This window comes from Pseudomonas leptonychotis (assembly GCF_004920405.1).
GTDB classification, from domain to species: Bacteria; Pseudomonadota; Gammaproteobacteria; order Pseudomonadales; family Pseudomonadaceae; genus Aquipseudomonas; species Aquipseudomonas leptonychotis.
Window position 1 is genome coordinate 1 of sequence record NZ_RFLV01000001.1, and the last position, 20,999, is coordinate 20,999.

The 20,999-nt window shown below is 52.3% G+C and carries 29 protein-coding genes; 20 read left to right on the forward strand and 9 right to left on the reverse strand.

The window, feature by feature from the left end; all coding sequences use genetic code 11:
• Window positions 1-486 precede the first annotated feature (486 nt).
• The 20 genes from D8779_RS00005 (at window position 487) to D8779_RS00100 (ending at window position 14,254) form a co-directional block, all read left to right on the forward strand.
• Window positions 487-885: a hypothetical protein gene (locus D8779_RS00005; protein WP_136662427.1), complete on the forward strand. Its 399-nt coding sequence runs from the start codon at window positions 487-489 to the stop codon at window positions 883-885.
• 92 nt (window positions 886-977) lie between these two features.
• Complete coding sequence (locus D8779_RS00010) at window positions 978-1,406, forward strand: Imm50 family immunity protein (RefSeq protein WP_136662428.1); 429 nt, start codon at window positions 978-980, stop codon at window positions 1,404-1,406.
• Between the two features lie 363 nt (window positions 1,407-1,769).
• Complete coding sequence (locus tag D8779_RS00015; protein WP_136662429.1) at window positions 1,770-2,687, forward strand: hypothetical protein; 918 nt, start codon at window positions 1,770-1,772, stop codon at window positions 2,685-2,687.
• A gap of 88 nt (window positions 2,688-2,775) precedes the next feature.
• A complete protein-coding gene (locus tag D8779_RS00020; RefSeq protein WP_136662430.1) occupies window positions 2,776-3,210 on the forward strand; it encodes a hypothetical protein in 435 nt (144 codons plus the stop codon).
• Between the two features lie 96 nt (window positions 3,211-3,306).
• On the forward strand, window positions 3,307-3,732 hold the full coding sequence (locus tag D8779_RS00025) for a hypothetical protein (protein ID WP_136662431.1): 426 nt from the start codon (window positions 3,307-3,309) through the stop codon (window positions 3,730-3,732).
• Between the two features lie 79 nt (window positions 3,733-3,811).
• A complete protein-coding gene (locus D8779_RS00030; RefSeq protein WP_136662432.1) occupies window positions 3,812-4,261 on the forward strand; it encodes a DUF2314 domain-containing protein in 450 nt (149 codons plus the stop codon).
• 436 nt (window positions 4,262-4,697) lie between these two features.
• Window positions 4,698-5,081, forward strand: coding sequence for a hypothetical protein (locus tag D8779_RS00035; protein WP_136662433.1), 384 nt, complete (start codon window positions 4,698-4,700; stop codon window positions 5,079-5,081).
• A 113-nt stretch (window positions 5,082-5,194) separates the two neighbouring features.
• The gene (locus tag D8779_RS00040) at window positions 5,195-5,632 is read left to right on the forward strand and encodes an Imm26 family immunity protein (RefSeq protein ID WP_136662434.1); all 438 of its coding nucleotides are present in this window, start codon (window positions 5,195-5,197) and stop codon (window positions 5,630-5,632) included.
• Window positions 5,633-5,729: 97 nt separating this feature from the next.
• On the forward strand, window positions 5,730-6,248 hold the full coding sequence (locus D8779_RS00045; protein ID WP_136662435.1) for a hypothetical protein: 519 nt from the start codon (window positions 5,730-5,732) through the stop codon (window positions 6,246-6,248).
• Between the two features lie 129 nt (window positions 6,249-6,377).
• Entirely contained in the window at window positions 6,378-6,749 is a 372-nt protein-coding gene (locus D8779_RS00050; RefSeq protein ID WP_136662436.1) for a hypothetical protein, read from the forward strand.
• Between the two features lie 93 nt (window positions 6,750-6,842).
• Window positions 6,843-7,115 carry a hypothetical protein gene (locus tag D8779_RS00055; RefSeq protein ID WP_136662437.1) on the forward strand — a complete coding sequence of 91 codons (273 nt, stop codon included), beginning with the start codon at window positions 6,843-6,845 and terminating at the stop codon, window positions 7,113-7,115.
• A gap of 140 nt (window positions 7,116-7,255) precedes the next feature.
• Window positions 7,256-7,438 (forward strand): hypothetical protein, encoded by a 183-nt coding sequence (locus D8779_RS00060; protein ID WP_136662438.1) that lies wholly within the window; start codon window positions 7,256-7,258, stop codon window positions 7,436-7,438.
• A 402-nt stretch (window positions 7,439-7,840) separates the two neighbouring features.
• A complete protein-coding gene (locus tag D8779_RS00065; protein ID WP_136662439.1) occupies window positions 7,841-8,224 on the forward strand; it encodes a YdiU family protein in 384 nt (127 codons plus the stop codon).
• A 223-nt stretch (window positions 8,225-8,447) separates the two neighbouring features.
• Window positions 8,448-8,834, forward strand: coding sequence for a hypothetical protein (locus D8779_RS00070; protein ID WP_136662440.1), 387 nt, complete (start codon window positions 8,448-8,450; stop codon window positions 8,832-8,834).
• A gap of 102 nt (window positions 8,835-8,936) precedes the next feature.
• Window positions 8,937-9,296 carry a hypothetical protein gene (locus tag D8779_RS00075; RefSeq protein ID WP_136662441.1) on the forward strand — a complete coding sequence of 120 codons (360 nt, stop codon included), beginning with the start codon at window positions 8,937-8,939 and terminating at the stop codon, window positions 9,294-9,296.
• Between the two features lie 590 nt (window positions 9,297-9,886).
• A complete protein-coding gene (locus tag D8779_RS00080) occupies window positions 9,887-10,267 on the forward strand; it encodes a YkvA family protein (RefSeq protein ID WP_136662442.1) in 381 nt (126 codons plus the stop codon).
• 61 nt (window positions 10,268-10,328) lie between these two features.
• On the forward strand, window positions 10,329-10,628 hold the full coding sequence (locus tag D8779_RS00085; protein ID WP_136662443.1) for a hypothetical protein: 300 nt from the start codon (window positions 10,329-10,331) through the stop codon (window positions 10,626-10,628).
• Window positions 10,629-10,722: 94 nt separating this feature from the next.
• Complete coding sequence (locus tag D8779_RS00090) at window positions 10,723-11,394, forward strand: COG3650 family protein (RefSeq protein ID WP_136662444.1); 672 nt, start codon at window positions 10,723-10,725, stop codon at window positions 11,392-11,394.
• A 102-nt stretch (window positions 11,395-11,496) separates the two neighbouring features.
• A complete protein-coding gene (gap, locus tag D8779_RS00095) occupies window positions 11,497-12,504 on the forward strand; it encodes a type I glyceraldehyde-3-phosphate dehydrogenase (RefSeq protein ID WP_136662445.1) in 1,008 nt (335 codons plus the stop codon).
• A 130-nt stretch (window positions 12,505-12,634) separates the two neighbouring features.
• Entirely contained in the window at window positions 12,635-14,254 is a 1,620-nt protein-coding gene (locus tag D8779_RS00100) for an NAD(P)/FAD-dependent oxidoreductase (protein ID WP_136662446.1), read from the forward strand.
• A 53-nt stretch (window positions 14,255-14,307) separates the two neighbouring features.
• Here the strand turns inward: D8779_RS00100 and D8779_RS00105 are convergent, their stop codons facing one another.
• The 9 genes from D8779_RS00105 to D8779_RS00145 form a co-directional block, all read right to left on the reverse strand.
• Window positions 14,308-15,168, reverse strand: coding sequence for an OmpA family protein (locus tag D8779_RS00105; RefSeq protein ID WP_136662447.1), 861 nt, complete (start codon window positions 15,166-15,168; stop codon window positions 14,308-14,310).
• Window positions 15,169-15,264: 96 nt separating this feature from the next.
• Complete coding sequence (locus tag D8779_RS00110) at window positions 15,265-15,777, reverse strand: GNAT family N-acetyltransferase (RefSeq protein WP_136662448.1); 513 nt, start codon at window positions 15,775-15,777, stop codon at window positions 15,265-15,267.
• A complete protein-coding gene (locus D8779_RS00115; RefSeq protein ID WP_136662449.1) occupies window positions 15,778-16,872 on the reverse strand; it encodes a PLP-dependent cysteine synthase family protein in 1,095 nt (364 codons plus the stop codon).
• A 13-nt stretch (window positions 16,873-16,885) separates the two neighbouring features.
• Window positions 16,886-17,791, reverse strand: coding sequence for a DMT family transporter (locus D8779_RS00120; RefSeq protein WP_136662450.1), 906 nt, complete (start codon window positions 17,789-17,791; stop codon window positions 16,886-16,888).
• Between the two features lie 265 nt (window positions 17,792-18,056).
• Window positions 18,057-18,389: a Na+/H+ antiporter subunit G gene (locus D8779_RS00125; protein ID WP_136662451.1), complete on the reverse strand. Its 333-nt coding sequence runs from the start codon at window positions 18,387-18,389 to the stop codon at window positions 18,057-18,059.
• A 23-nt stretch (window positions 18,390-18,412) separates the two neighbouring features.
• The gene (locus D8779_RS00130) at window positions 18,413-18,682 is read right to left on the reverse strand and encodes a K+/H+ antiporter subunit F (RefSeq protein ID WP_136662452.1); all 270 of its coding nucleotides are present in this window, start codon (window positions 18,680-18,682) and stop codon (window positions 18,413-18,415) included.
• Complete coding sequence (locus D8779_RS00135; RefSeq protein WP_136662453.1) at window positions 18,667-19,170, reverse strand: Na+/H+ antiporter subunit E; 504 nt, start codon at window positions 19,168-19,170, stop codon at window positions 18,667-18,669. The genes D8779_RS00130 and D8779_RS00135 overlap by 16 nt, the downstream gene beginning before the upstream one ends.
• On the reverse strand, window positions 19,167-20,672 hold the full coding sequence (locus D8779_RS00140) for a monovalent cation/H+ antiporter subunit D (protein ID WP_136662454.1): 1,506 nt from the start codon (window positions 20,670-20,672) through the stop codon (window positions 19,167-19,169). The genes D8779_RS00135 and D8779_RS00140 overlap by 4 nt, the downstream gene beginning before the upstream one ends.
• Entirely contained in the window at window positions 20,669-20,998 is a 330-nt protein-coding gene (locus D8779_RS00145) for a Na+/H+ antiporter subunit C (RefSeq protein WP_136662455.1), read from the reverse strand. Before D8779_RS00145 ends, D8779_RS00140 begins: the two co-directional genes overlap by 4 nt.
• Window position 20,999 lies beyond the last annotated feature (1 nt).

Sequence of the window (20,999 nt, forward strand, 5' to 3'; positions counted from 1 at the left end):
ATGCATGAAGAACTAGAGTATTCACTTGTATGTAGAACCACTTCTTTTGGCGCTGCCTAACAAGTGGTTCAAACCGTTCGCTTCGCTCACTGGGACCGGCTAAAGCCGGCCCCTTAACCAAACGTTAGGTGGCTTATGAGATTTGAGGACATCTATACCAACAAATTAAAACGATACTCGTTAGGTAACGATGTGGAGTCTGATAAAAGGTATTTGTCGTTTCCTGTATCAAACCAGTACGTGGACTATGAAGAATACTACGAGCTAAGTGAAAATTTATTCATAAACTTTCCAGAAACTGAAGCTCTTGTTGAAGTTTTTCTAGATGAGTGCCGCAATCACAAACATGACAACTTACTATTGCAAAAGCCAGGGCGGCTCCGTGGTAACGCCTCCTAACAAGTGGTTCAAATCGTTCGCTGCGCTCACTGGGACGGGCTAAAGCCCGCCCCTTAACCAAACGTTAGACATTTTGGGAAAGTCGCAATGACAGCTGCAACCGGGACATTCGAATCAAGCATGGAAGTCGTCCGGCATTTCCATACCGTGTTGAATAGTGCTTCTGCTGTTCCTGAGCATGCCTTTAGGCGCAACAGCACTTCTTATCCTTTGGTCTGCTACGTCAACAACATCACGGGGCTCTTTCTTAGCGAGAGCTTTGATCAAATCCCGATCTTCGTAGCAAGAGCAATCGAGCATATGGCTGATTTCCCACCCCATACCGAGAGATTGGAGCGCTACCATCAGTTGGTAACAAGCTATCTCACCCATACGGCCTACCATCTCTCCAACTTTGTCGCTGGCGCGGTCTTCGACTCAGATCGAGTGCCCGCTGTTGTCCTGCATGGTGGTAGTCAGCAAGTGCCAAGCTGGGTTCAGCGCTAGCCGCTAGCACATGCCTAACAAGTGGTTCAAATCGCTCGCTTCGCTCACTGGGACGGGCTAAAGCCCGCCCCTTAACCAAACGTTAGGCCTTTATGGAAATCACCAAACACATCGAAGGATTCGAGAAAGTATTGGCCGTACTGGGGTTCTGGCCCTCGTTTCATGATGCCGAGATCATTTCTTTTGCTCTATCGCGGGCATTGCCGCTAGAAGTAGGCGTTTCCGTTGCCAAGTTAACCGTTCATGTGCGGCAGTACGCTGAGGTTGGCGCTGGAACTGCTGAATATGAACTGGCAATTGTTAAAAGCGTATTAGTTAACTTCATATTCAAAGGCGTTTCTGATCTTTCGCTTTCAGAGTTCAATCATCAAAACGTTATAAATTCAATCACATTTACCGACGTTAAGCTTAATGGAGCACCTGTTATCTCCGTTGATATCGAATCCATCTGGGGTTTGGGTGGTTCGCTACAGTGCAGTAGTGTCACAGTCGACTCCGTGGAGGAGCTAACAATTGCGTAAGCCTAACAAGCGGTTCAAATCGTTCGCTTCGCTCTCTGGGACTGGCTAAAGCCAGCCCCTTAACCTGATCGTTAGGCACCTCCGGTACTCTTTACTTAATGCACCGCTTCACCCGTAACACCGCGTCGTTTTCAAACCGCATAGGCCGCTGTAAACACATGGAAGTACGATGGTAGACAGCAAAACATTAAATTTACCGCGTAAGAGGTTGAGCTCAGCTGTGTCAGCCTTTTCGCTTTGTGTTGGTCGCACTACCGCGCAACGCAGGCCAGGCCTAACATATGGCTAAAATCGCTCGCTGCGCTCACTGGGACGGGCTAAAGCCCGCCCCTTAGCCAAACGTTATGGGGCAAAGGAGTTAACGTGTCGCCTATAGATAAAATCTTTAACGAGATATTTGGACATTCCCCAAATAAAGCAGGCACAGCTTATGAAATATTTTCATGCATAGCTGAGCATTTGATGACTAATGGCGATGTTTCTCATGACAATAAAATTCGGGGGGAATTTTCAAAAACTCTCTACCAAGTAGATGTCCACTCATTAAGCGATAGTGGCCAATCTATGGGAGAAGCGAAAGACTATACTATTCAAAATAAAAAAGTAGGACGCGCAGACCTTCAAAAACTTGGAGGCGCGTTACCGGACTTGCCGGAGATATCTAAAGGGAAATTTTTCTCGGCAACTGGGTACACTGCTCCAGCGAAAAAACATGCTGATGCTGCCGAAACTTTCCCTGGGCTTAAGCCAATTGAAATATACGAACTCAGGCCAAGCACAGAAAAGGATGAAGAAGGAACAGTAAAAACCATACACATAAACATGCATATCCTTATGCCCCACCCTCAGCAAGGAAAATGGCTTCCTCATCTAACTAATGAAGCCGTGGCTCAATCGAAGACCATGATACCTGAGGGCGAAGAAAGCCTTCACTATACTCTTAGACTCGAAAATTTTTACGACTCCGCCGGAAATATAATTACCACTTTATTCGACTTAACGAGCATGGGGTATGGTGAAATTAACACTGAAACAAATTCTGCCCATGGCACCTTTTTGCTTCATGGGAATTACATTGATATAAACGGCTACTTTTTAGAGCTTAAAGGATTAGAGTACGAGATCCCTTACACCGAACGCCACCAAACAATTGAAATAACAGATGACAGCGAATGCAGGTTTGTTCTCAAGAATTCTAAAGATGAAATAATTAGATTTATCACTGATGAAAAGCTTCGCACTTACACTTTCGATGCGAATGGCCAACTAGTTGCCCCATAACAAATGGTTCAAATCGTTCGCTGCGCTCACTGGGACGGGCTAAAGCCCGCCCCTTAACCAAACGTTATATGCAACGAGCAGCCGCCCAATGAATTACGAAAAACACATAGAGAAAATTCTTGAGACCCTTCTAGGGCTTGAGAGCAAGGGCGACATTGTAATTACAACAACAACCCCAAAGTCCATTGCTCAAGCTATATTTCACTCATCAATTGAATTATTACTTAACAACAAAGAACAGAGTGAGACTCTAATCGAGTGCGACATACCATACTTGCTAGAGGAAACCGCAACACACCTAAGCGCTGTATTCCTCCAAAGCGAATCGCACTCCAATAAAATTGTCAATGCCTTTTATCACAGGTTGCTTCAGCGCTTAAACATGCGAGAAATTGCAGAAATGATTTGGCACGAGACCCCCTTCGAAATAGCTTTGCTTTCTTATTATTGCATTGAGCTAAATAACTCAGACTCTCGTGATCTTGAGTACCTTGAGTGGCGCAAAAAATATTATGCAAAATAATTCATTCAGCGTTGCATATAACTATGCGCTCAAAGCGCTCACTTCGTTCGCTGGGACGGCGCTCCGCCGCCCCTTAGCTTAATCGTTAGCCATCAAATGAAAATCATCTTTGCCGCCACCAACACAGAGATCAAAGAGCTTGACGCGCATGATGTCGATTTTAGCCTGTTCTTCGATGAGCCCATTCTTTCCTGCTGGTCGACATATGGCAACGGACAACTCCACCTAGATGGTGGAGATGAAATACTTTCTCTTTCTGTTGAGTATGTGGGGCCCAATCAATATTTCTTAGACTGGCACTACGACGGCCGTATGGTTCCGTACGATGGTAGTTCCTGTGATGAGTATCGAAATATCGAGATGGGTGGAGATCCGTTTAGAGTTCCCCTAGCTTGTACGGTGGACACCCATACCGCAATAAGAGCACTTACGTACTCGACAAAATATAGACAAAGAGATCCTCAAATTAACTGGGAGCTTATGGATAACGTTCCATTCTCAGCGAACTGGTATGACGGCTAACAATTGGTTCAAATCGTTCGCTTCGCTCACTGGGACGGGCTAAAGCCCGCCCCTTAACCAAACGTTAGGCAAAGGCTCAATGGAACCCATATTCCGACATATCCGTAAGAGCGATAAAGAGATCGATAAAGCTCATCGACAATGCTCAGATACAATTAATCGCTTCATTGAAATGGTCAAAATAGGGGGCGAGTCTACCTATATGGCAAAGCTAAGTTTTCGTGATCCAGAAAAATCCGAACAGGAAGGTATGGATCATATTTTTTATTTGTGGTTGTCCGATGTTTTGTACCATCCAGATACGAATTTACTTTCAGGAATATTTTTTGAAATTCCCGATGGCTTCGAAAAGTGGCACCAAATAGGCCAACGATTGGGATTTGATCCAGAAGACGTCTTTGATTGGATGGTAATTGATAAAGGCCATGCAAAGGGTGCATACACTCTTAGAGTGTCGAGAGAGCGGTTAGCTACTGAGCAAGAAAGAAAAGATTTTGACCTTTATATTGGTGTGGCATCCTATGAGTAGCCTCAAATTAACCGTTCACGCCTCAGCCTAACAAGTGGTTCAAACCGTTCGCTTCGCTCTCTGGGACGGGCTAAAGCCCGCCCCTTAACCAAACGTTAGCCAATTGCATTTTGAAAGTCTGTTTTTATACCGCGTTTAACCGTTGCAACGCTCCAATGCTTTAGGCTTCACAAATGTTCGAAATTTGTGTCTACTGAACCATCGCCGCCACTAACGGGGCACAGGCAAAACCGCATCTGTTCAGTTAAACCGTAAACATTAAATTTATTGCGTTTCGCCAGGTTCACCGCGTAACGCGTTACAAGCAGGAATGCGGTGCTTTAAATTATGCGTACATCCTAGCGTCTAACAATTGGTTCAAATCGTTCGCTGCGCTCTCTGGGACGGGCTAAAGCCCGCCCCTTAACCAAAACGTTATAGGAATCATTCTGCCGCTATGTACAGCGCAATTAAAAAATACGCACCAATCCTTTTCATCAGCACAGCTATTGTGTCGGCTTTAAATTATTATTCGTACCAAGCTATTATTTTAATCACCCAAGCACAAACCGACACAATTCCAACTGAATTAATTTTAGAAATCATCACCACAATTTTAATCCACATAATTGCTCTATCAGTAGCGCCATTAATTATTTCTGCAAAAAACAAAACATTCACCAGTTACGTGACCCTGATCATCCTTATCGCAATTTATACAACTTATATGACTGGAATAAATGTGATGGGGCCATTAATAGCTATTGTAGCTTTCTGCTACTTGGCCTTTTATTTTTACTCTAAGGCTAAAGATATCTACAACCATTACCGCACAAAATAGAGTGCGCGGTGAATTCCTATAACAATTGGTTCAAACCGTTCGCTTCGCTCACTGGGACGGGCTAAAGCCCGCCCCTTAACCAAACGTTAGCGGCTCAAGCAGGGAGCATTGATATGCGCTGGAAAACAGGGAAGGTATTCAGAATCAAGTTAGTTACAGGCGCTCATGCTTACGCCTTATCACTCAAAGATCCCGAGCTTGCATTTTTTAACTGCTTCAACCCAGATGCAACGCTAGAGGAAATAATATCGTCAGGAGTGCTTTGGCGGCTTTGGGTCATGAGACAAGCGCTAAAGGAGCCAACATGGGAGCTTCTGTGTGAAATCAAGAAAATCCCTGAGCCGCTTCAACAGGAAGTAACCCGCTTTAAGAAAGACCCGATTACAGGGAAATATTCACTATACATACACGATCAAGAAACTCCTGCATCAAAAGAGCAATGTATTGGTTTAGAGCGCGCAGCTGTCTGGTCTTCAAATCACATCAGCGACCGTCTCAACGATCATTTGGCAGGAGCTGAAAATGTTTGGGATGTATCTTTAAGGCCTTAGTACATCGCCGCTAACAAGGCGCTCAAATCGCTCGTTTCACTCGCTGGGACTGGCTAAAGCCAGCCCCTTAGCTTAATCGTTAGGTACAGAGAGAAAAATGAAGGCGCTTCGAATATCTTTGCAGATCATTGGTGCACTGACTCTAGGCGCAATCTTGCTTATTGCCTTGTGGCTGCTCCTGTTCTCTCGCTTCACTCCAAGTAGCCCCCTGAACAAAAACGATGCAGTCTTCGTTCTCAACTGGGCTGGCATCGATAATAATCAGAACTGGAAAGTCATTGAATCTTCAGTTTCAACGAGAAGCTTCACAGGTGACCACACGGATTTCTACTGCATCCAGTTGGAACAATTTAATATTTACGAAAAGTCACTTCAAGAGAATTGGCGGCAGGGTCCAGAAGAAAATGCCCTATTCGCAGAGGCCGTAGAAAGTGCTGCTATGTGGGCGCACCATGAAGGTAGCGAATGCTTTCCATCTCCAGAACTCGCAAACTCTTCACGCATGCAGATCATGTTCCAGTCTGTAATCACTCATAACCGCCGAGCAACAGCAGCAAAAGTAATTCTACTTGAACCAGAATCCAAGAAACTGTTTTACGTGAGCTATAAAACTTGAAGAAAAATATTAATTGGTATGCGGCACTATGCGGCACGTACCTAACAACTGGTTCAAATCGTTCGCTGCGCTCTCTGGGACGGGCTAAAGCCCGCCCCTTAACCAAACGTTATATTCCACGGTGATCACGTGAGAAATAAGCGCCTTCTAAAATTTGTTAGCGCTCTGATAACCCTACTAATAGCTTCCGCAGGATTAATTTATTATTTATTTGCCGAAGTTAATCACCGCAATCGAATAGCAATAGACCTTTTCACAAATTCAGATGGTAATTTTAATTACACTGCTCTAGAGGCATTACTTAATAATAACATCATGACAGATAACGGCTTTACAAGCGTGGTTGAATTTGTAACCAAACACAATGGCGCATGTAATGAGAACAGATGTAGACTTCCAGTTATTTTAAATTTCTGCATTACTCAAAACGCAATAATCACCATAGATATTAATGAGCAGCCTCAGAGAGTAAAGGTAGAAAAATCTCTTGATGGCTGCTAGAAATATAACAATTGGTTCAAACCGTTCGCTTCGCTCTCTGGGACGGGCTAAAGCCCGCCCCTTAACCAAACGTTAGAGAGAATCCCCATTTCCGTGGAAATCCTGTTCATTAGCGCTCTTGCCTTTGTCGGTACCGGAATGATTGGCGTAGCTTGCTCATATTTTAACAATAGATATTTGGCATATTTTCTAGCAGCAGTTATTCCTTGGTCTGCTTTTCTTATATTTAACATCTACGCCGAAAACCACGCACCGGACAAGGCAATAACCGAAGGAATTTGGGGCATTATCCAACTGATTTTTGGCTCAATCCTGGCGGTTACGGGTTGCTTTTGTGTTTGGCTTACCAGCAAGCTAAGCAAGTGAAATTCACTCTAACAACTGGTTCAAACCGTTCGCTCCGCTCACTGGGACGGGCTAAAGCCCGCCCCTTAACCAAGCGTTATGAGTACAGGGAAGGTAATTGAGTGCCAAAAATTGAGACTGCTAGCGCATTGGATCTAGTAATGGACAATCTGTTCACCGTGGTTTTGCGCGGCTTTCTCAAGCTGTTTGGAATGGAGCGGGAGTGTGTAGATGGGTGCGGCTGGTTCACAGTTGCTTTAGTGATGGGGCTTCTCCTATTAATTGCTCTAACTGTCTACTATTTCACCCTTCCCACTCGCAAAAAAAAACGTGGCCGGCGATGATTACGACTCATAACAAGTCGCTGTAGTACGCGGCCAATAGGCGTCGATAATCTCAGCGTTATGTAACTGGAGCAAGTACGCGAAAATGGCAATAGCTGATGGCATTGAGCTTATCGGATATATATTCGGCTTCTGGTTATTCATATTCAGTAAAAAATACCGGGAAAACTGGGAATATGAGTTCTCAAGCGGTAACAAAACAGCTAAATACTTCTCAATTCTTGAGGGTATATGCGCAACGCTATGTGGTCTTATCGGTCCGATCTGGCTTTTGGCTTACTTCTTACTAAGTCGCGGCGCTGCCTCATAACAATTGGTTCAAATCGTTCGCTTCGCTCACTGGGACGGGCTAAAGCCCGCCCCTTAACCAAACGTTAGGCACAACTGAATGCGGCCACCACCATGAATAGCTTTAACTTAGCGATTGTCAGTTTTTTGGGTGCGTCAATATTCCCTGCTATAGCGGGTGCCGTTCTGACGCCGATCATGGGAGGCGTCATAAATACTGATATTGTCAGCGTGCTTGGCCTATCTTTTGTTTTCTATCCATTTTCTTTTATGGCCACACTTATTTTTGGTGTACCACTATTTTTAATTTTCCAACACTACCAACTTGTTCGCTGGTGGTCTGCGATTATTTCAGGGGTAATTACAGCAATCCTAATAACGGTATGTTTACGATTACCAAGTGGTCCCCATGCTAGCGATTTTGCAGTGATGCTGCCTATCGGGGCTCTCTCTGGCTCAAGCTTTTGGTTAATATGGAAGCATGGCGCAAGCGCCTAACAAGTGGTTCAAACCGTTCGCTGCGCTCACTGGGACGGGCTAAAGCCCGCCCCTTAACCAAACGTTAGAGCCCACAACATGCATTTGGTGATCCATTTCGAATCTCGGCTATTTGATATATCTGACGAGCCTGAAAATTCGATAAACCCGACTCGGGGTATATCTTTTCTTCTATGGCTACGTAGTCGCGTTCATGCACACCTGAACATGGCGCGCTTACGACTTGCGCTATCCTCAAGACGCTGATACTCCAACTGATCCGTCTGCAGCGCCCTATATAGCATTGCTAAAAAAATTACCAAACGATTGGCAACAGTCTGCCGAATATACAAATTTACAAAATAGTGACGGCACCCTACGCATCGATCGCCTCGACTCGCTGATTGAAGGGTTTTCTGAAAAACCCATTAACATTTTCTTTGGAAAAGGAATTATCGGCCAGGACAAGGACGGAGTTGGCACTAAGCTACAGAAACCAGCAGTTTTGGCGGGTATTTTTTCAAAAATTGGTGGCGGAAATTGTACATGTCTCTTTGATGAAAGCTACTCACGCGTAGTTGTTATTCATAGCAACTATACGGCTTGCGTTTGGATACGTTCGAATATGTAAAGCATGTTAAATATCAACGCCTAACAAGTGGTTCAAATCGTTCGCTACGCTCTCTGGGACGGGCTAAAGCCCGCCCCTTAACCAAACGTTAGAGCCCACCCCATGACATTAATCGACTCAAAAGATGAAGATTCAAACTGGTCTGAAACATTAGATCTTTGGAGCCGAGTCGTTAATTGGGGCCACTACCTTACATCCGAATCACAGCTAAGGTCTCAAATTAAAACCTTGCTGGTTTATATGTGGAACGAAAAAGATTGGCTGAAAACTCAACATCCGTCCAGATCAAAAGAAATTAAAAAATATGTCAGCAACTCAAAATACATTTGCGTTCTAGCTGATCTGGCAAATACAGTTAAACATCGAAATCTCACTACCCCCCACGCTCGCCAGCAAGCCAAACCGAATACTACGGCAGTGTCACACTTGGAAGAGACGCAAAAAGGCGCTTATATTTCATAAATATGGGTAATGGTGATCATCTCGAAATTTTCGAAATTATTAGCGGTGCACTTGATGAACTCGAAGATCTTCAAATTGCCCTACTTTCAGGCACCGTGTAAGCGGTCTCTAACAAGGCGCTCAAATCGTTCGCTTCGCTCACTGGGACTGGCTAAAGCCAGCACCTTAGCTTAATCGTTAGGTTCATTCATGGCTAGAAGTGCGCGTCTTCAGAAAAAGCTTTTATCTAATGCTCTAATAACTGTTGCAGAAGACACAGTCACGGACAGCGAAACTCTGAATAAACTTTGGAACTTAAAACAAGGCGAGAGTATCCTTTTGAACTCTCACATTCTTAAGTCACAACCGCTCGTAAAGTATGGGCTTGAGTACCACGTAGTCCGCGGCCCTATTCCAGAACACTGGCTACATCGTGTGTTCGACGCGAAAGAATTAGAAGTTTTCTTCATAGCAAAAAATCATGAAACTATCTGTCATTCATGGCTAATATTCGATGACGAATAAACCTAACAAGTGGTTCAAATCGTTCGCTTCGCTCACTGGGACTGGCTAAGCCAGCCTATTAGCTTAAACGTTAGGCGCTTATCGGCATGCTAAACACACTCAAAACGCAAGCCAAGCAGCTCAAAAAGCACACTCTCACTGTTTATTTCGCAGCTCGTGATCCACGCACGCCCATTCTCGTCAGGACTTTGGCGCTTATCGTTGCAGCCTATGCGCTCAGCCCCATTGATCTGATTCCAGACTTCATTCCAATAATTGGATATCTGGACGATCTCATTCTGATTCCTATGGGTTTAGCCTTAGTCGTACGTCTCACACCACCTGAAGTAATAGAGTCCGCTCGGGCGCAAGCACAACAAGCATCAACCAAACCTGTCAGCTATTCTGCTGCGGCCTTTGTCATTGTAGTGTGGCTTATAGTTATGTGGCTCTTCGGGAAATGGACACTCAGTTTAGTACGCGCCTAACAAGGCGCTCACTGGGACAGGCTAAAGCCCGCCCCTTAGCTTAATCGTTAGGCACAGCACGATGATTATCTTCGCTATTTTTATTTGTCTCCCTATGACCATCACGGCGCTTGCTTTTGTAAAGCTGAAACCGAAACGCGTCTCCTCCGATCGTATCCGCGCATTTAATCGCTGGACGTGGTCACTCGCTGTACTTGCGGCGTTGGCCAGCGCTCTGTTCGCTTGGCCTGTCAATATTTACGCATTGGATAGCCTTTGGCGTCCTGCAGGCGCAGCATTTAATGCATCAACCGTATGGGCGATTGTGCTGCTCGGAGCAACGGCAATTCGATATTTCCTCTTCCGTGAGCAGCGCGCCTAACTTAAAGGCAGCATCGCTTGGCGCCCGTTTGAATCGCCCTTGTGGTCACCCTACTGCCTCGGTAACGTGTGCGGCACTTATCAGGAGTGCCACGATGCGTTTTAGCCGTCCTTTTTGCTTTGCTGTATTGCCATTACTCGCCAGTTGCCAAGTGTTCACCGACAAGCCTGTCGAGCCCAAGGTTGAGCTGACGCGCATGCAGGGCGAGCTCAACCTGAGCGCAGGTCAATTGCTCTTTCAGCCTTGCCACGAACAACGTCAATTTATCCTTAAGGAAGATGGCGCAGTCGGGCTGAGCAGTGATGCCAATAGCTTGTTCGCGGATGGTCACAACACCCTTTATGTCGATATGCGCGGCCAACTACAAGCCAATGCCCAAGCAGGTATTGATGGCCAGTTTGTACCCTCTCAGGTGTATCGCGTGCAGCCTAAAGGCCATGCCTGTACGGATATCAATTTCGCCCGCACCGTTTTGCGCGCCAACGGTCACGAGCCTGACTGGGATATTGCCGTAAGTAATCAGGGCATGATTCTCAACCGTGTCGGCCAGGAGCCGCAGGCGTTGCCGTATCTGGAGGAACAACTGCCGGAAGGTCGCCTGAGCCTGAGTAGCGAAGCCAACGGCCAACGTGTGGAGTTGTGGGTTGCCAGGCAGCGCTGTGTGGACAACATGAGTGGCGCAGTGCAGCACCTGAGCGCCGAACTGCGCGTCAATGGTGAAGTATTGCGTGGTTGCGCTTTCCTTGGCGGTGCGCGCAACGATTAGACATATGGCTAAACACACCAGCGCAGAAAACTGAGATAGATCAGCCCGCTCTATAAACGATTGGCCTAAGCTGAAAGGGAAGTCAGCCAAAGGGATATCGTTATGCTGCGCATTGCCATCAATGGATATGGTCGTATCGGCCGCTGCCTGGTCCGCGCGTTGTTCGAACGCGGGCTCCAGGAGCATATCCAGCTCACCGCCATTAATGACCTCGGCGAACAAAGTACCCTCGCCCACCTCACCCGCTTCGATTCCACCTTCGGCCGTTTCAATGGGCAGATCAGCCTGGCCGAAAACATGCTGCAGGTGAATGGCCAGGCCATCCAACTGCTGCGTGAACCTGAGGTGAGTAAACTGCCGTGGCGTCAGCACGCCGTGGATTTGGTACTGGAGTGTTCCGGTAATCTGAAAAAGCGTGCCGAGGTTGAACAGCATCTCAGTGCAGGCGCGCCGCGAGTGTTGCTGTCTCACCCGCTGGACAGTGCCGATCTGACCGTGGTGTATGGCGTTAACCACGAGCTGCTAGGCGATCAGCAGATCGTCTCCAATGCATCCTGCACCACCAACTGCCTGGCGCCACTGGCCAAGGTGCTGCACGAAGCGGTCGGTATTCGCCAAGGGCTGCTCAACACCATCCACTCCTACACCAATGACCAAAACCTGCTGGATAAAACCCACAGTGATTTGTATCGCGCCCGCGCCGCTGCACTGTCGATGATCCCCACCAGCACCGGTGCCGCCAAGACCATCGGCCTGGTATTGCCTGAGTTGGCCGGCCGCCTGGATGGGCTGTCGGTGCGCGTACCCACACCGAACGTATCGCTGGTTGACCTGACCTTTACCTGCGAGCGGCCGACCAGCCGAGAAGCAATCAACACCGCCTTGCAACAAGGTGCTGCGCGGATGCCTGCGGGCGTGATGGAATGCAACGAGCTTCCGCTGGTGTCCAGTGATTTCAATGGCTACCCGGTGTCGTGTGTGGTCGACCTCAACCACACCCGCGTGCAAGGGGATCTGGTCAAAGTCTTGGCCTGGTATGACAACGAGTGGGCGTTTGCCAACCGCATGCTCGATGTGATGCTGGCTTGGGTGAAACCAGAGCTGCGGTAGCCGCTGAGCTGCCTTTTAATAGCAGGTGGACACTATGACCACCGGGCGGTGCAGGCCCTGCAATCGCAGGTATAATCGCCGCCTTTTAAAAGCTGCCGGGTTGCCTCCGGCCCTGATAGTGGACCGTCCCATGCTACGCATCACCGAACTCAAACTGCCGCTCGATCATCCTGACGAGGCTTTACGCCCGGCCATCATTCAGCGCTTAGGCATTACCGATGACGCGCTGCTCGACTTCAGCCTGTTCAAGCGCAGCTATGATGCGCGCAAAAAATCCAGCGAAATGCACTTTATCTACACCATCGACTGCAGCCTGCGCGATGAGGCGGCGCTGCTGGAAAAATTCAGCGATGACCGGCATATCGGCCCTTCCCCCGACACCGACTACAAGCCCGCCGGGCATACCACCGAGCCGCTTGAAGAACGCCCCCTGGTGGTCGGTTTCGGCCCCTGCGGAATTTTCGCCGCCTTGATTCTGGCCCAGGCCGGTTTGCGCCCGATCGTGCTGGAGCGCGGCACCGAAGTGCGCCAGCGCACCAAAGACACCTGGGGCCTGTGGCGCAAAAACGTGCTCAACCCCGAGTCCAACGTGCAGTTCGGCGAAGGCGGTGCCGGCACCTTCTCTGACGGCAAACTCTACAGCCAGATCAAAGACCCCAAACACATCGGCCGCAAAGTGCTGCATGAGTTCGTCAAAGCCGGCGCGCCAGACGAAATTCTCTATGTCAGCAAACCGCATATCGGCACCTTCCGCCTGACTGGCGTGGTGGCGACCATGCGCGAAGAAATCAAAGCGCTGGGCGGCGAAGTACGTTTTCAACAGCGCGTCAGCGATGTGCTGATCGAAGACGGTCAACTGACCGGCGTGGTGCTCGATAGCGGCGAGCAGATTCACAGCCGCCAGGTGATCCTCGCGTTAGGCCACAGCTCGCGCGACACCTTCCGCATGCTGCACAAGCGCGAGGTGTTTATGGAAGCCAAGCCGTTCTCGGTGGGCTTTCGTATCGAACACCCGCAAGGCCTAATCGACCGTGCGCGCCTGGGTAAATACGCCGGCCACCCCAAGCTCGGCGCTGCGGATTACAAACTGGTTCACCACGCCAAGAACGGTCGCTCGGTCTACAGCTTCTGCATGTGCCCAGGCGGCACCGTGGTTGCTGCCACCTCGGAACCGAACCGCGTGGTCACCAACGGCATGAGCCAGTATTCGCGTAATGAGCGTAATGCCAACGCCGGCATCGTCGTCGGCATTACGCCGGAGCAGGACTACCCTGGCGGCCCGCTGGCTGGGGTTGAGCTGCAAGAACAGCTGGAGTCTCAGGCTTACCTGCTCGGCGGCAGCACTTACGAAGCGCCGGGGCAGCTGGTTGGCGACTTTATCGCCGGCACGCCATCGACCGCACTGGGCAGTGTCGAGCCATCCTACAAACCGGGGATCAAACTGGGCGACCTGGCCCTGGCGCTGCCGGACTTTGCCATCGAAGCCATCCGCGAAGCGCTGCCAGCCTTCGGCAAGCAGATCAAAGGCTTCGACCTGCACGACGCGGTGCTCACCGGCATCGAAACCCGCACGTCCTCGCCACTGCGCATCACCCGTGGCGCCGATATGCAGAGCCTGAACGTGCGCGGCCTGTACCCGGCCGGTGAAGGCGCAGGGTACGCCGGCGGCATTCTCTCTGCTGGGGTCGATGGCATTCGCGTGGCCGAAGCGCTGATTCGCGACATGCTCGGTATTGCTGAACCCATTTAACAACTTGCTCTAAGAAGCCCGCGCGCTGCCTGCAACCCAGGCAGCGCGCGGGCTTACAACTTAACCAGCTCGACCCGACGATTCTTCGCCCGCCCTTCCTCACTGCGGTTGTCCGCCACCGGCCGTTCCTGGCCAAAACCTGCAGCCGTCAGCCGCTGCGCTTCAATACCAGCGATGACGATGGCGCTCATCACACTCTGTGCACGCTGCTCGGACAAGAGCTTGTTGGCCTCGGCCTGACCCTGGCTGTCGGTATGGCCTTCGATGGCCAGGCGCAGAGCCGGCGCGGCTTTCAGCATGCTGACAATCTCCGCCACCGTGGCCTGGCCATCGGCCTTGAGCTCGGCTTTACCGATGTCGAAGTTGATATACAGGGCGATAAAGCCGTTACGGTTGAGTTCATCGAGCAACTGATTAGCACTGACCACCTGCTGCATGGCTGCCACTTCGACGATCACCAGCTTGTAGCTCTGGGTCGGTGCGCTAAAAATCTCAGGCTCGAGGCGCACCCACACCTCTTTACCGCCGGTCGTGACCTTCAACGTGGTTTCACCGCCATCACCGTCCTGGGGAAGGCGTTCGTAAATCACTTCGCCGCCGATCGATTTGATCGCGTTCTGGTAGTTGCGCAGCAGCTGCAACGGGCTCGGTTGGCTGTCTACCGCGTTGTGGTAGTAGCGAATCTGCGTGGCATCGCCTTCCACGCTCTGGCGCTGTGGCAGGCCGTTCAGGGTGCCTGTGGCGAACTGCGCGGCGTTGTAATTCTGCTCGTACTCGACGATATGCGAGTTCGGGTAGCGTGACAGCAACGGATGGTCCTTCGACCCCGCCGCATCATCGGTAGCCAGGGCTGCCTCACTCAGCCCAACGACCGACCACAGCAGCATGTGCAAGCAGCTGCGCACAATTCCCATGGCATTTCTCCTGCTGCATTCGGGGCGCGGTGTACGCCCACCTACAGCAGTGACTCTAGACCAGCACGGCTTGCCCAGAGGAGCGCGAGCGCCCGACTACACGTGCAGACGCAGACAACAGACCGTGGTGCGCCGCGAGCCATTGGAGCGGCGTTCGGGGTCAGCGTAGGTTTCAATCTCGACAAAGCCGGCCTTACGCATCATCCCGGCAGAGGCGGCGTTCTCTTCGTGACGATCGATATAGATATCGCTCACGCCCTGCTCGGCTAACGCGGCAACCACCTGCTTGAGCAAACGGGAGCCCAGGCCCTGCCCGGCCACCGCACGATGGGTGACCGCCTCGCAGATATAGGCGTGCTCTTGACCGCAGCGCGCCGGCGGCTGGTAGCGGGCAAAATGCCGCGAATGTTGATAGCTGATAAACCCCAGCAGTTCGCTGCCCCTCTCGGCCAGCAATGCCGACACTGAACCATCGGCAATCTGCTGGAGATGGGCCGTCACCTCTACAGAAGGCAGGTGATTCCAAGGATTCGGCCCGTGCTCGAAAATCAGCACACAGAGATTGTCGATATCGTCAGCCGTCGCCTGACGAATCCGCAGGTTGTCCATCTATAGCCCTGCCGTGGGCAAGTCACCCGGCAGCGCGACGCCGCGCTCCGCACAATCGGCCACCGCGGCGATTAACCCAGCCAGCTTGAAACCCTGGCTGCTGAGCCAGTCAGGGTTGTAGTAAGTGTCGGCATAACGCTCGCCGCCATCGCAGAGAATCGCCACCACCGAGCCGGACTCGCCCGCCGCCACCATGCGCTGCGCCACCAGCAACGCGCCGATCAGATTGGTCCCGCTGGAGCCGCCCACTTTGCGACCCAAACGCTGCGCCAGATAATGCATCGCCGCCAAAGACAAGGCATCGGGCACCTTGCACATGGCGTCGATCACCGTAGGTAAAAAGGACGCCTCGACACGCGGGCGGCCAATGCCCTCAATACGCGAACCGCAGTCCAGGGTCAGGCTGGCATCGCCCGTGCGGTAGTAATCGAAGAACACCGAACGCTCGGCATCAGCGCAGAGCACGCGGGTGTTATGCCGCCGATAACGCACATAGCGCCCCAGCGTTGCTAAAGTGCCGCCGGTGCCAGGGCTGGACACCAGCCAGCTCGGCTCGGGAAAGAGCTCGCTGCGCAGCTGCTGAAAGATCGACTCGGCGATATTGTTGTTGGCACGCCAGTCGGTGGCGCGTTCGGCGTAGGTGAACTGATCCATAAAATGCCCACCGGTCTCACGCGCCAAGCGCTCGGATTCGGCGTAGATCTGCGTTGGGTCGTTCACCAGATGGCTCTGTCCGCCGTAGAAAGCGATCTGCGCAATCTTCTCCTTCGAGGTGCTGGCCGGCATCACCGCAATAAACGGCAACCCCAGCAGGCGGGCAAAATAGGCTTCGGAAATTGCCGTGGAGCCGCTGGACGCCTCGACCACCGGCGCGCCAGGTTTGAGCCAGCCGTTGCACAGCGCATAGAGAAACAGCGATCGCGCCAGGCGATGCTTGAGGCTGCCGGTGGGATGACTGGACTCATCCTTGAAGTACAGCTCGACCCCCGGCAATCCTGGCAACGCCAGGGGGATCAGGTGGGTATCGGCGCTGCGCTGAAAATCCGCCTCGATGACGCGAATCGCCTCACATGCCCACTGTCGTGCATCGTTCATCGCTCTCTCCTTCTCAATCCAGCACACCAACCGGCACATGCGCACTGCCGCGCCATTGGCTCAGCAGCACACCGGCAAACACCAATGCCGCGGCCAGCATTTGCATGCCATTCAGGCTTTCGCCTAAAAGCAGTATGGCGAACAGCAGGGTGAACACCGGAATCAGGTTGGTAAAACCTGACGCTTGGCTGGCGGGTAAGCGGCTCACGCCGAAGTTGTATAAACCATAAGCGCCAACCGTCACCACGACCCCAAGGTAGGCCACCGCGCCCATGCCCATGGGGCTGATGCTGACAGGCAGCGGAGCACTCACGTAGGCCAACGGCAGGAAGAACAGCGTACCGACAAACGCCACCATGGCGGTCAGCAGAAAAGGCGAATAACGCGCTGACAGATGCTTGAGCAGCAGGGTGTACCCCATGGCGCAGAGCATCGCGAGCAGCTCATAGAAGTTACCGAGGATGGGGTTGCTGGCATGCTCATCGGCACTGCCGGCCAGGCTCAGCCAGATGGCGCCGATCAGGGCGAGGAGAAATCCACTCAACGTGGTTCGGTTAACCCGCTCACGCAGGAAGATAAACGCGCCGACTGCGACCAGCAGCGGCAGCAACGCCGTGACCATGCCAGCCTGCGCGGCGCTGGTGTGCTGCAGCGCCAGGGCTTCGAAGAGGAAATACAGACAAGGCTCGCACGCGGCCAGGCCCAGCAGGTACTTCCAGTCACCGGCGCGGTACTGCATCTGTCCGCGCCAGCGCCAGGCCAGCACAAACACCAGGCTGCCGAGGGCCATACGGCCGAAAATCACCCACAGCGGCGGCAACTCGGCAAAAGCCAGTTTCAGCGCGATAAAGGAACTGCCCCACAACGCCATGGCGATCACCAGGCAGATCACCGCGATACCCCTTCCCTGCTCACGCATACCAAAGCCCCTAACTAAAGGCTGCAGTGTAGAGAGGCTGGCGCGGCGCCGACAGATACAGTCAGGGCCGCGAATTGTGTGGGCGGGCTTTACAGCCGGTTTAGGATCTCGCCTTAACGCGAGACAACCTACGTGACTTAAGACAGTCCTCGGCAGACCAACACACCGAAGACACGCACACATGCAGGGTGGCCGGAGGTCGAACGAAGCAGGATGGCCGAGTCGAGATTAGCGTTCACCGACGCGCAGCAGAGCCGCGTCAGGCTTATTGCTCCCAAGGCTTGCCGCGAGTGTTCTGGTTGATATGGAGCTTTTGCTGCATGGCCGCTTTGGCCAACATATGGGCGCTGACCGGCGCGGTGATAAACAGAAACAAGGCGATCAGCAGTTCATGCAGGCTGATGCCCTTACCGCTAAAGCTGAAGTAAATCAGCGAGGCAATCACCATGCCGCCCACACCCAAGGTGCTGGCTTTGGTCGGGCCATGCAGGCGCATAAAAAAATCAGGCAGGCGATATAGGCCAATCGCGCCCACCAAGGCGAATAGACTGCCGATTAGCAGAAACAGCGCCACCAAGGCTTCGATCCAAGTATTCATACAGCAGTCTCCGTAGAACGTTCTTACTCGATGATGTCGCCGCGCAGCAAATACTTAGTCACCGCCACAGTGCCGATAAAGCCCATCACTGCAATCAGCAGGGCCGCTTCAAAATACAGGTCTGAGCCCAACCACACACCGAGCAGCACGAGGATGGCAATCGCGTTGATATACAGGGTGTCCAGCGCCAGGATACGGTCAGGCAGGTCCGGGCCGATGATCAGGCGCGCCATGGTTAGTACCAGGGCAATGCCGATAATCACCAGGCACAGCGGAATCACGTAGGCGAGCATGTGAATACCTCCAGCAAGGGTGCTTCGTAGCGTTGCTTGATTTCCGCCACCAAGGCTTCGGCGTCTGGCACATCGAGGCCATGCACCAGCAGGGTCTTGCGGTCATCGCTGAGGTCGGCGGAAACCGTGCCCGGGGTCAGAGAAATGATGCTGGTGAGCATGGTCAGGGCCAACTCATCCTCCAGCAACAGCGGTATTTCCACAAACGCAGGGCGCAGCTTGGCGGTTGGGCCGAGAATCAGCTTGGCCACCTGCAGATTGGCCATGACGATATCGCCCAGAATACGCAGCAGAAACAGACACAGCTTGAACGGTTTATCGACTTTCGGTGGGTTGATCCAGAACACCTGGGTCAGCAACGGAATGGTCCAACCAAGCAGCGCACCGAGCAAGAAGTGACCAAGACTCAAGTCATTCATCAACAGCAGCCATACCAGCAGCAAGCACACACTCAGCAGTGGATGGGGTAACCAGCGACGTGCTTTCATCGTACAGCTCCCGATTCGATGATCTGCCGGTACAGCGCCAGGTCATGCAACTGGCTGGCCGTAGCCTCGACATAACTCAACAGCGGCGCGGCGAACAGCATCAATACCAAGCTGAGCGCGAGCAGCCCTGTGCAGGCCAACAGCCGACCGTAATCCAGTTCGGCGCTGTCCAGTTGGCTCAAACCCACTCGCCAGAACAACATGCTACCGGCGCGACTCAGGGCAATTAGAGTCAGCAGGCTACCGCCCAGCACGACTGGCCATAACAGCAACGCTTGCAGCCCCGGCTCCAGTGAACGCAGCAACAGCAGCTTGCCGATAAACCCGGAGAGCGGCGGTAAACCCGCCACCGCAATCGCGCTAAAAAAGAACAGCGCACTGAGCACGTGCGGGTTCTGCAGCGCCGGCCCCTGCACCAACAACGCCTGCTTGGCGCCGCGCTGGCGGGCAATCAGATCAGCCAGCAAGAACAAACCACCGGCCACCCACGTGCTGTGCACCAAGTAATACAGGGCCGCGGCCAAGGCTTGTTCGGTGCCGATGGCAATACCGGCGAGCAACGTGCCCACAGACACCACCACCAGATAGGCCAACAGCCCTTGCAAGCTGACCGCCGCCAGCGCACCGATCACCCCAAGCGCCAGGGTCAGCAGGGCAATCGGCCAGAGCCAGTCGTTGGCCATATTGGCCAATGTGCCGGCATCATCACCAAAGATCAGCGTGTACACGCGAATGATCGAATACAGCCCGACCTTGGTCATCACCGCAAACAGCGCAGCGACCGGCGCATTGGCCGAGGCATAGGCCTTAGGCAACCAGAAATACAGCGGCATAAATGCGGCCTTGAGGCCGAACACCACCAACAACAGTAGGCCGGCAGCGCCCAACAGTGCCGCATCATCAGGCCCCGCGGCAGCTACCCGGATGGCCATATCAGCCATATTCAGGGTGCCGGTGATGCCATACAACACGCCCACGGCGAGCAGGAAGAACGCCGAACCGACCAGGTTCAGCACCACATAATGCAGCCCCGCGCGCACCCGCTCGACCCCACCGCCATGCAGCAGCAGCGAGTAGGACGCGATCAAAAGGATTTCAAAGAACACAAACAGGTTGAACAGATCACCCGTCAGAAAGGCGCCATTGATGCCCATCAGCTGGAACTGGAATAACGCGTGAAAACTCTGCCCGCGCTCATCATCGCCGCGCACCGCATACAGCAAGGCAAAGCTGCCCAGCACTGCAGTGACCACTAGCAACAAAGCGCTGAGACGATCCAATAACAAGATGATGCCGAAGGGCGCGGCCCAATTACCGGCGGCATACACCTGCAGCACATCGTGGTCAGCCAGCCACAGCAAGTAGCCGCTCAGCGGTAACAGTGACAAGGTAGCCAACAGCGACACGCAGCGCTTGAACCGCATGCTCAAGCCAGCCCCCAGCAGCAACAGGCTGCCAGCAAACATTGGCAACAGGATGGGCAAGATCAAGCCATGATTCATTGCACAGGCTCCTGGCCGTCAACATGATCAGTCTGGGTTTCGCCAACGCTACGCAGCGCCAGCACCACCACAAAGGCGGTCATGGCAAAACCGATGACGATGGCAGTCAGCACCAGCGCTTGCGGCAGCGGGTCCGCGTATTCAGCGCCCTCGCCGATCACCGTCACCACACCGCTCTGCAAGCGGCCCATGGCAAACAGGAACAGGTTGACCGCATAGGAAATCAAGGTCAGCCCCAACACCACTGGGAACGTGCGTGCCCGCAGCAACAGGTACACACCACTGGCGGTGAGGATGCCCAGGGTCGCAGCAAATATGGCTTCCATT

Excerpts from the sequence above, each read along its gene's own strand:
- D8779_RS00005 (WP_136662427.1), top strand. The coding sequence starts at position 487 with ATGACAGCTGCAACCGGGACATTCGAATCAAGCATGGAAGTCGTCCGG.
- D8779_RS00010 (WP_136662428.1), top strand. The coding sequence starts at position 978 with ATGGAAATCACCAAACACATCGAAGGATTCGAGAAAGTATTGGCCGTA.
- D8779_RS00020 (WP_136662430.1), top strand. The coding sequence starts at position 2,776 with ATGAATTACGAAAAACACATAGAGAAAATTCTTGAGACCCTTCTAGGG.
- D8779_RS00025 (WP_136662431.1), top strand. The coding sequence starts at position 3,307 with ATGAAAATCATCTTTGCCGCCACCAACACAGAGATCAAAGAGCTTGAC.
- D8779_RS00030 (WP_136662432.1), top strand. The coding sequence starts at position 3,812 with ATGGAACCCATATTCCGACATATCCGTAAGAGCGATAAAGAGATCGAT.
- D8779_RS00035 (WP_136662433.1), top strand. The coding sequence starts at position 4,698 with ATGTACAGCGCAATTAAAAAATACGCACCAATCCTTTTCATCAGCACA.
- D8779_RS00040 (WP_136662434.1), top strand. The coding sequence starts at position 5,195 with ATGCGCTGGAAAACAGGGAAGGTATTCAGAATCAAGTTAGTTACAGGC.
- D8779_RS00045 (WP_136662435.1), top strand. The coding sequence starts at position 5,730 with ATGAAGGCGCTTCGAATATCTTTGCAGATCATTGGTGCACTGACTCTA.
- D8779_RS00060 (WP_136662438.1), top strand. The coding sequence starts at position 7,256 with ATGGACAATCTGTTCACCGTGGTTTTGCGCGGCTTTCTCAAGCTGTTT.
- D8779_RS00065 (WP_136662439.1), top strand. The coding sequence starts at position 7,841 with ATGAATAGCTTTAACTTAGCGATTGTCAGTTTTTTGGGTGCGTCAATA.
- D8779_RS00075 (WP_136662441.1), top strand. The coding sequence starts at position 8,937 with ATGACATTAATCGACTCAAAAGATGAAGATTCAAACTGGTCTGAAACA.
- D8779_RS00080 (WP_136662442.1), top strand. The coding sequence starts at position 9,887 with ATGCTAAACACACTCAAAACGCAAGCCAAGCAGCTCAAAAAGCACACT.
- D8779_RS00085 (WP_136662443.1), top strand. The coding sequence starts at position 10,329 with ATGATTATCTTCGCTATTTTTATTTGTCTCCCTATGACCATCACGGCG.
- D8779_RS00090 (WP_136662444.1), top strand. The coding sequence starts at position 10,723 with ATGCGTTTTAGCCGTCCTTTTTGCTTTGCTGTATTGCCATTACTCGCC.
- gap (WP_136662445.1), top strand. The coding sequence starts at position 11,497 with ATGCTGCGCATTGCCATCAATGGATATGGTCGTATCGGCCGCTGCCTG.
- D8779_RS00100 (WP_136662446.1), top strand. The coding sequence starts at position 12,635 with ATGCTACGCATCACCGAACTCAAACTGCCGCTCGATCATCCTGACGAG.
- D8779_RS00105 (WP_136662447.1), bottom strand. The coding sequence starts at position 15,168 with ATGGGAATTGTGCGCAGCTGCTTGCACATGCTGCTGTGGTCGGTCGTT.
- D8779_RS00110 (WP_136662448.1), bottom strand. The coding sequence starts at position 15,777 with ATGGACAACCTGCGGATTCGTCAGGCGACGGCTGACGATATCGACAAT.
- D8779_RS00115 (WP_136662449.1), bottom strand. The coding sequence starts at position 16,872 with ATGAACGATGCACGACAGTGGGCATGTGAGGCGATTCGCGTCATCGAG.
- D8779_RS00120 (WP_136662450.1), bottom strand. The coding sequence starts at position 17,791 with ATGCGTGAGCAGGGAAGGGGTATCGCGGTGATCTGCCTGGTGATCGCC.
- D8779_RS00125 (WP_136662451.1), bottom strand. The coding sequence starts at position 18,389 with ATGAATACTTGGATCGAAGCCTTGGTGGCGCTGTTTCTGCTAATCGGC.
- D8779_RS00130 (WP_136662452.1), bottom strand. The coding sequence starts at position 18,682 with ATGCTCGCCTACGTGATTCCGCTGTGCCTGGTGATTATCGGCATTGCC.
- D8779_RS00135 (WP_136662453.1), bottom strand. The coding sequence starts at position 19,170 with ATGAAAGCACGTCGCTGGTTACCCCATCCACTGCTGAGTGTGTGCTTG.
- D8779_RS00140 (WP_136662454.1), bottom strand. The coding sequence starts at position 20,672 with ATGAATCATGGCTTGATCTTGCCCATCCTGTTGCCAATGTTTGCTGGC.
- D8779_RS00145 (WP_136662455.1), bottom strand. The coding sequence starts at position 20,998 with ATGGAAGCCATATTTGCTGCGACCCTGGGCATCCTCACCGCCAGTGGT.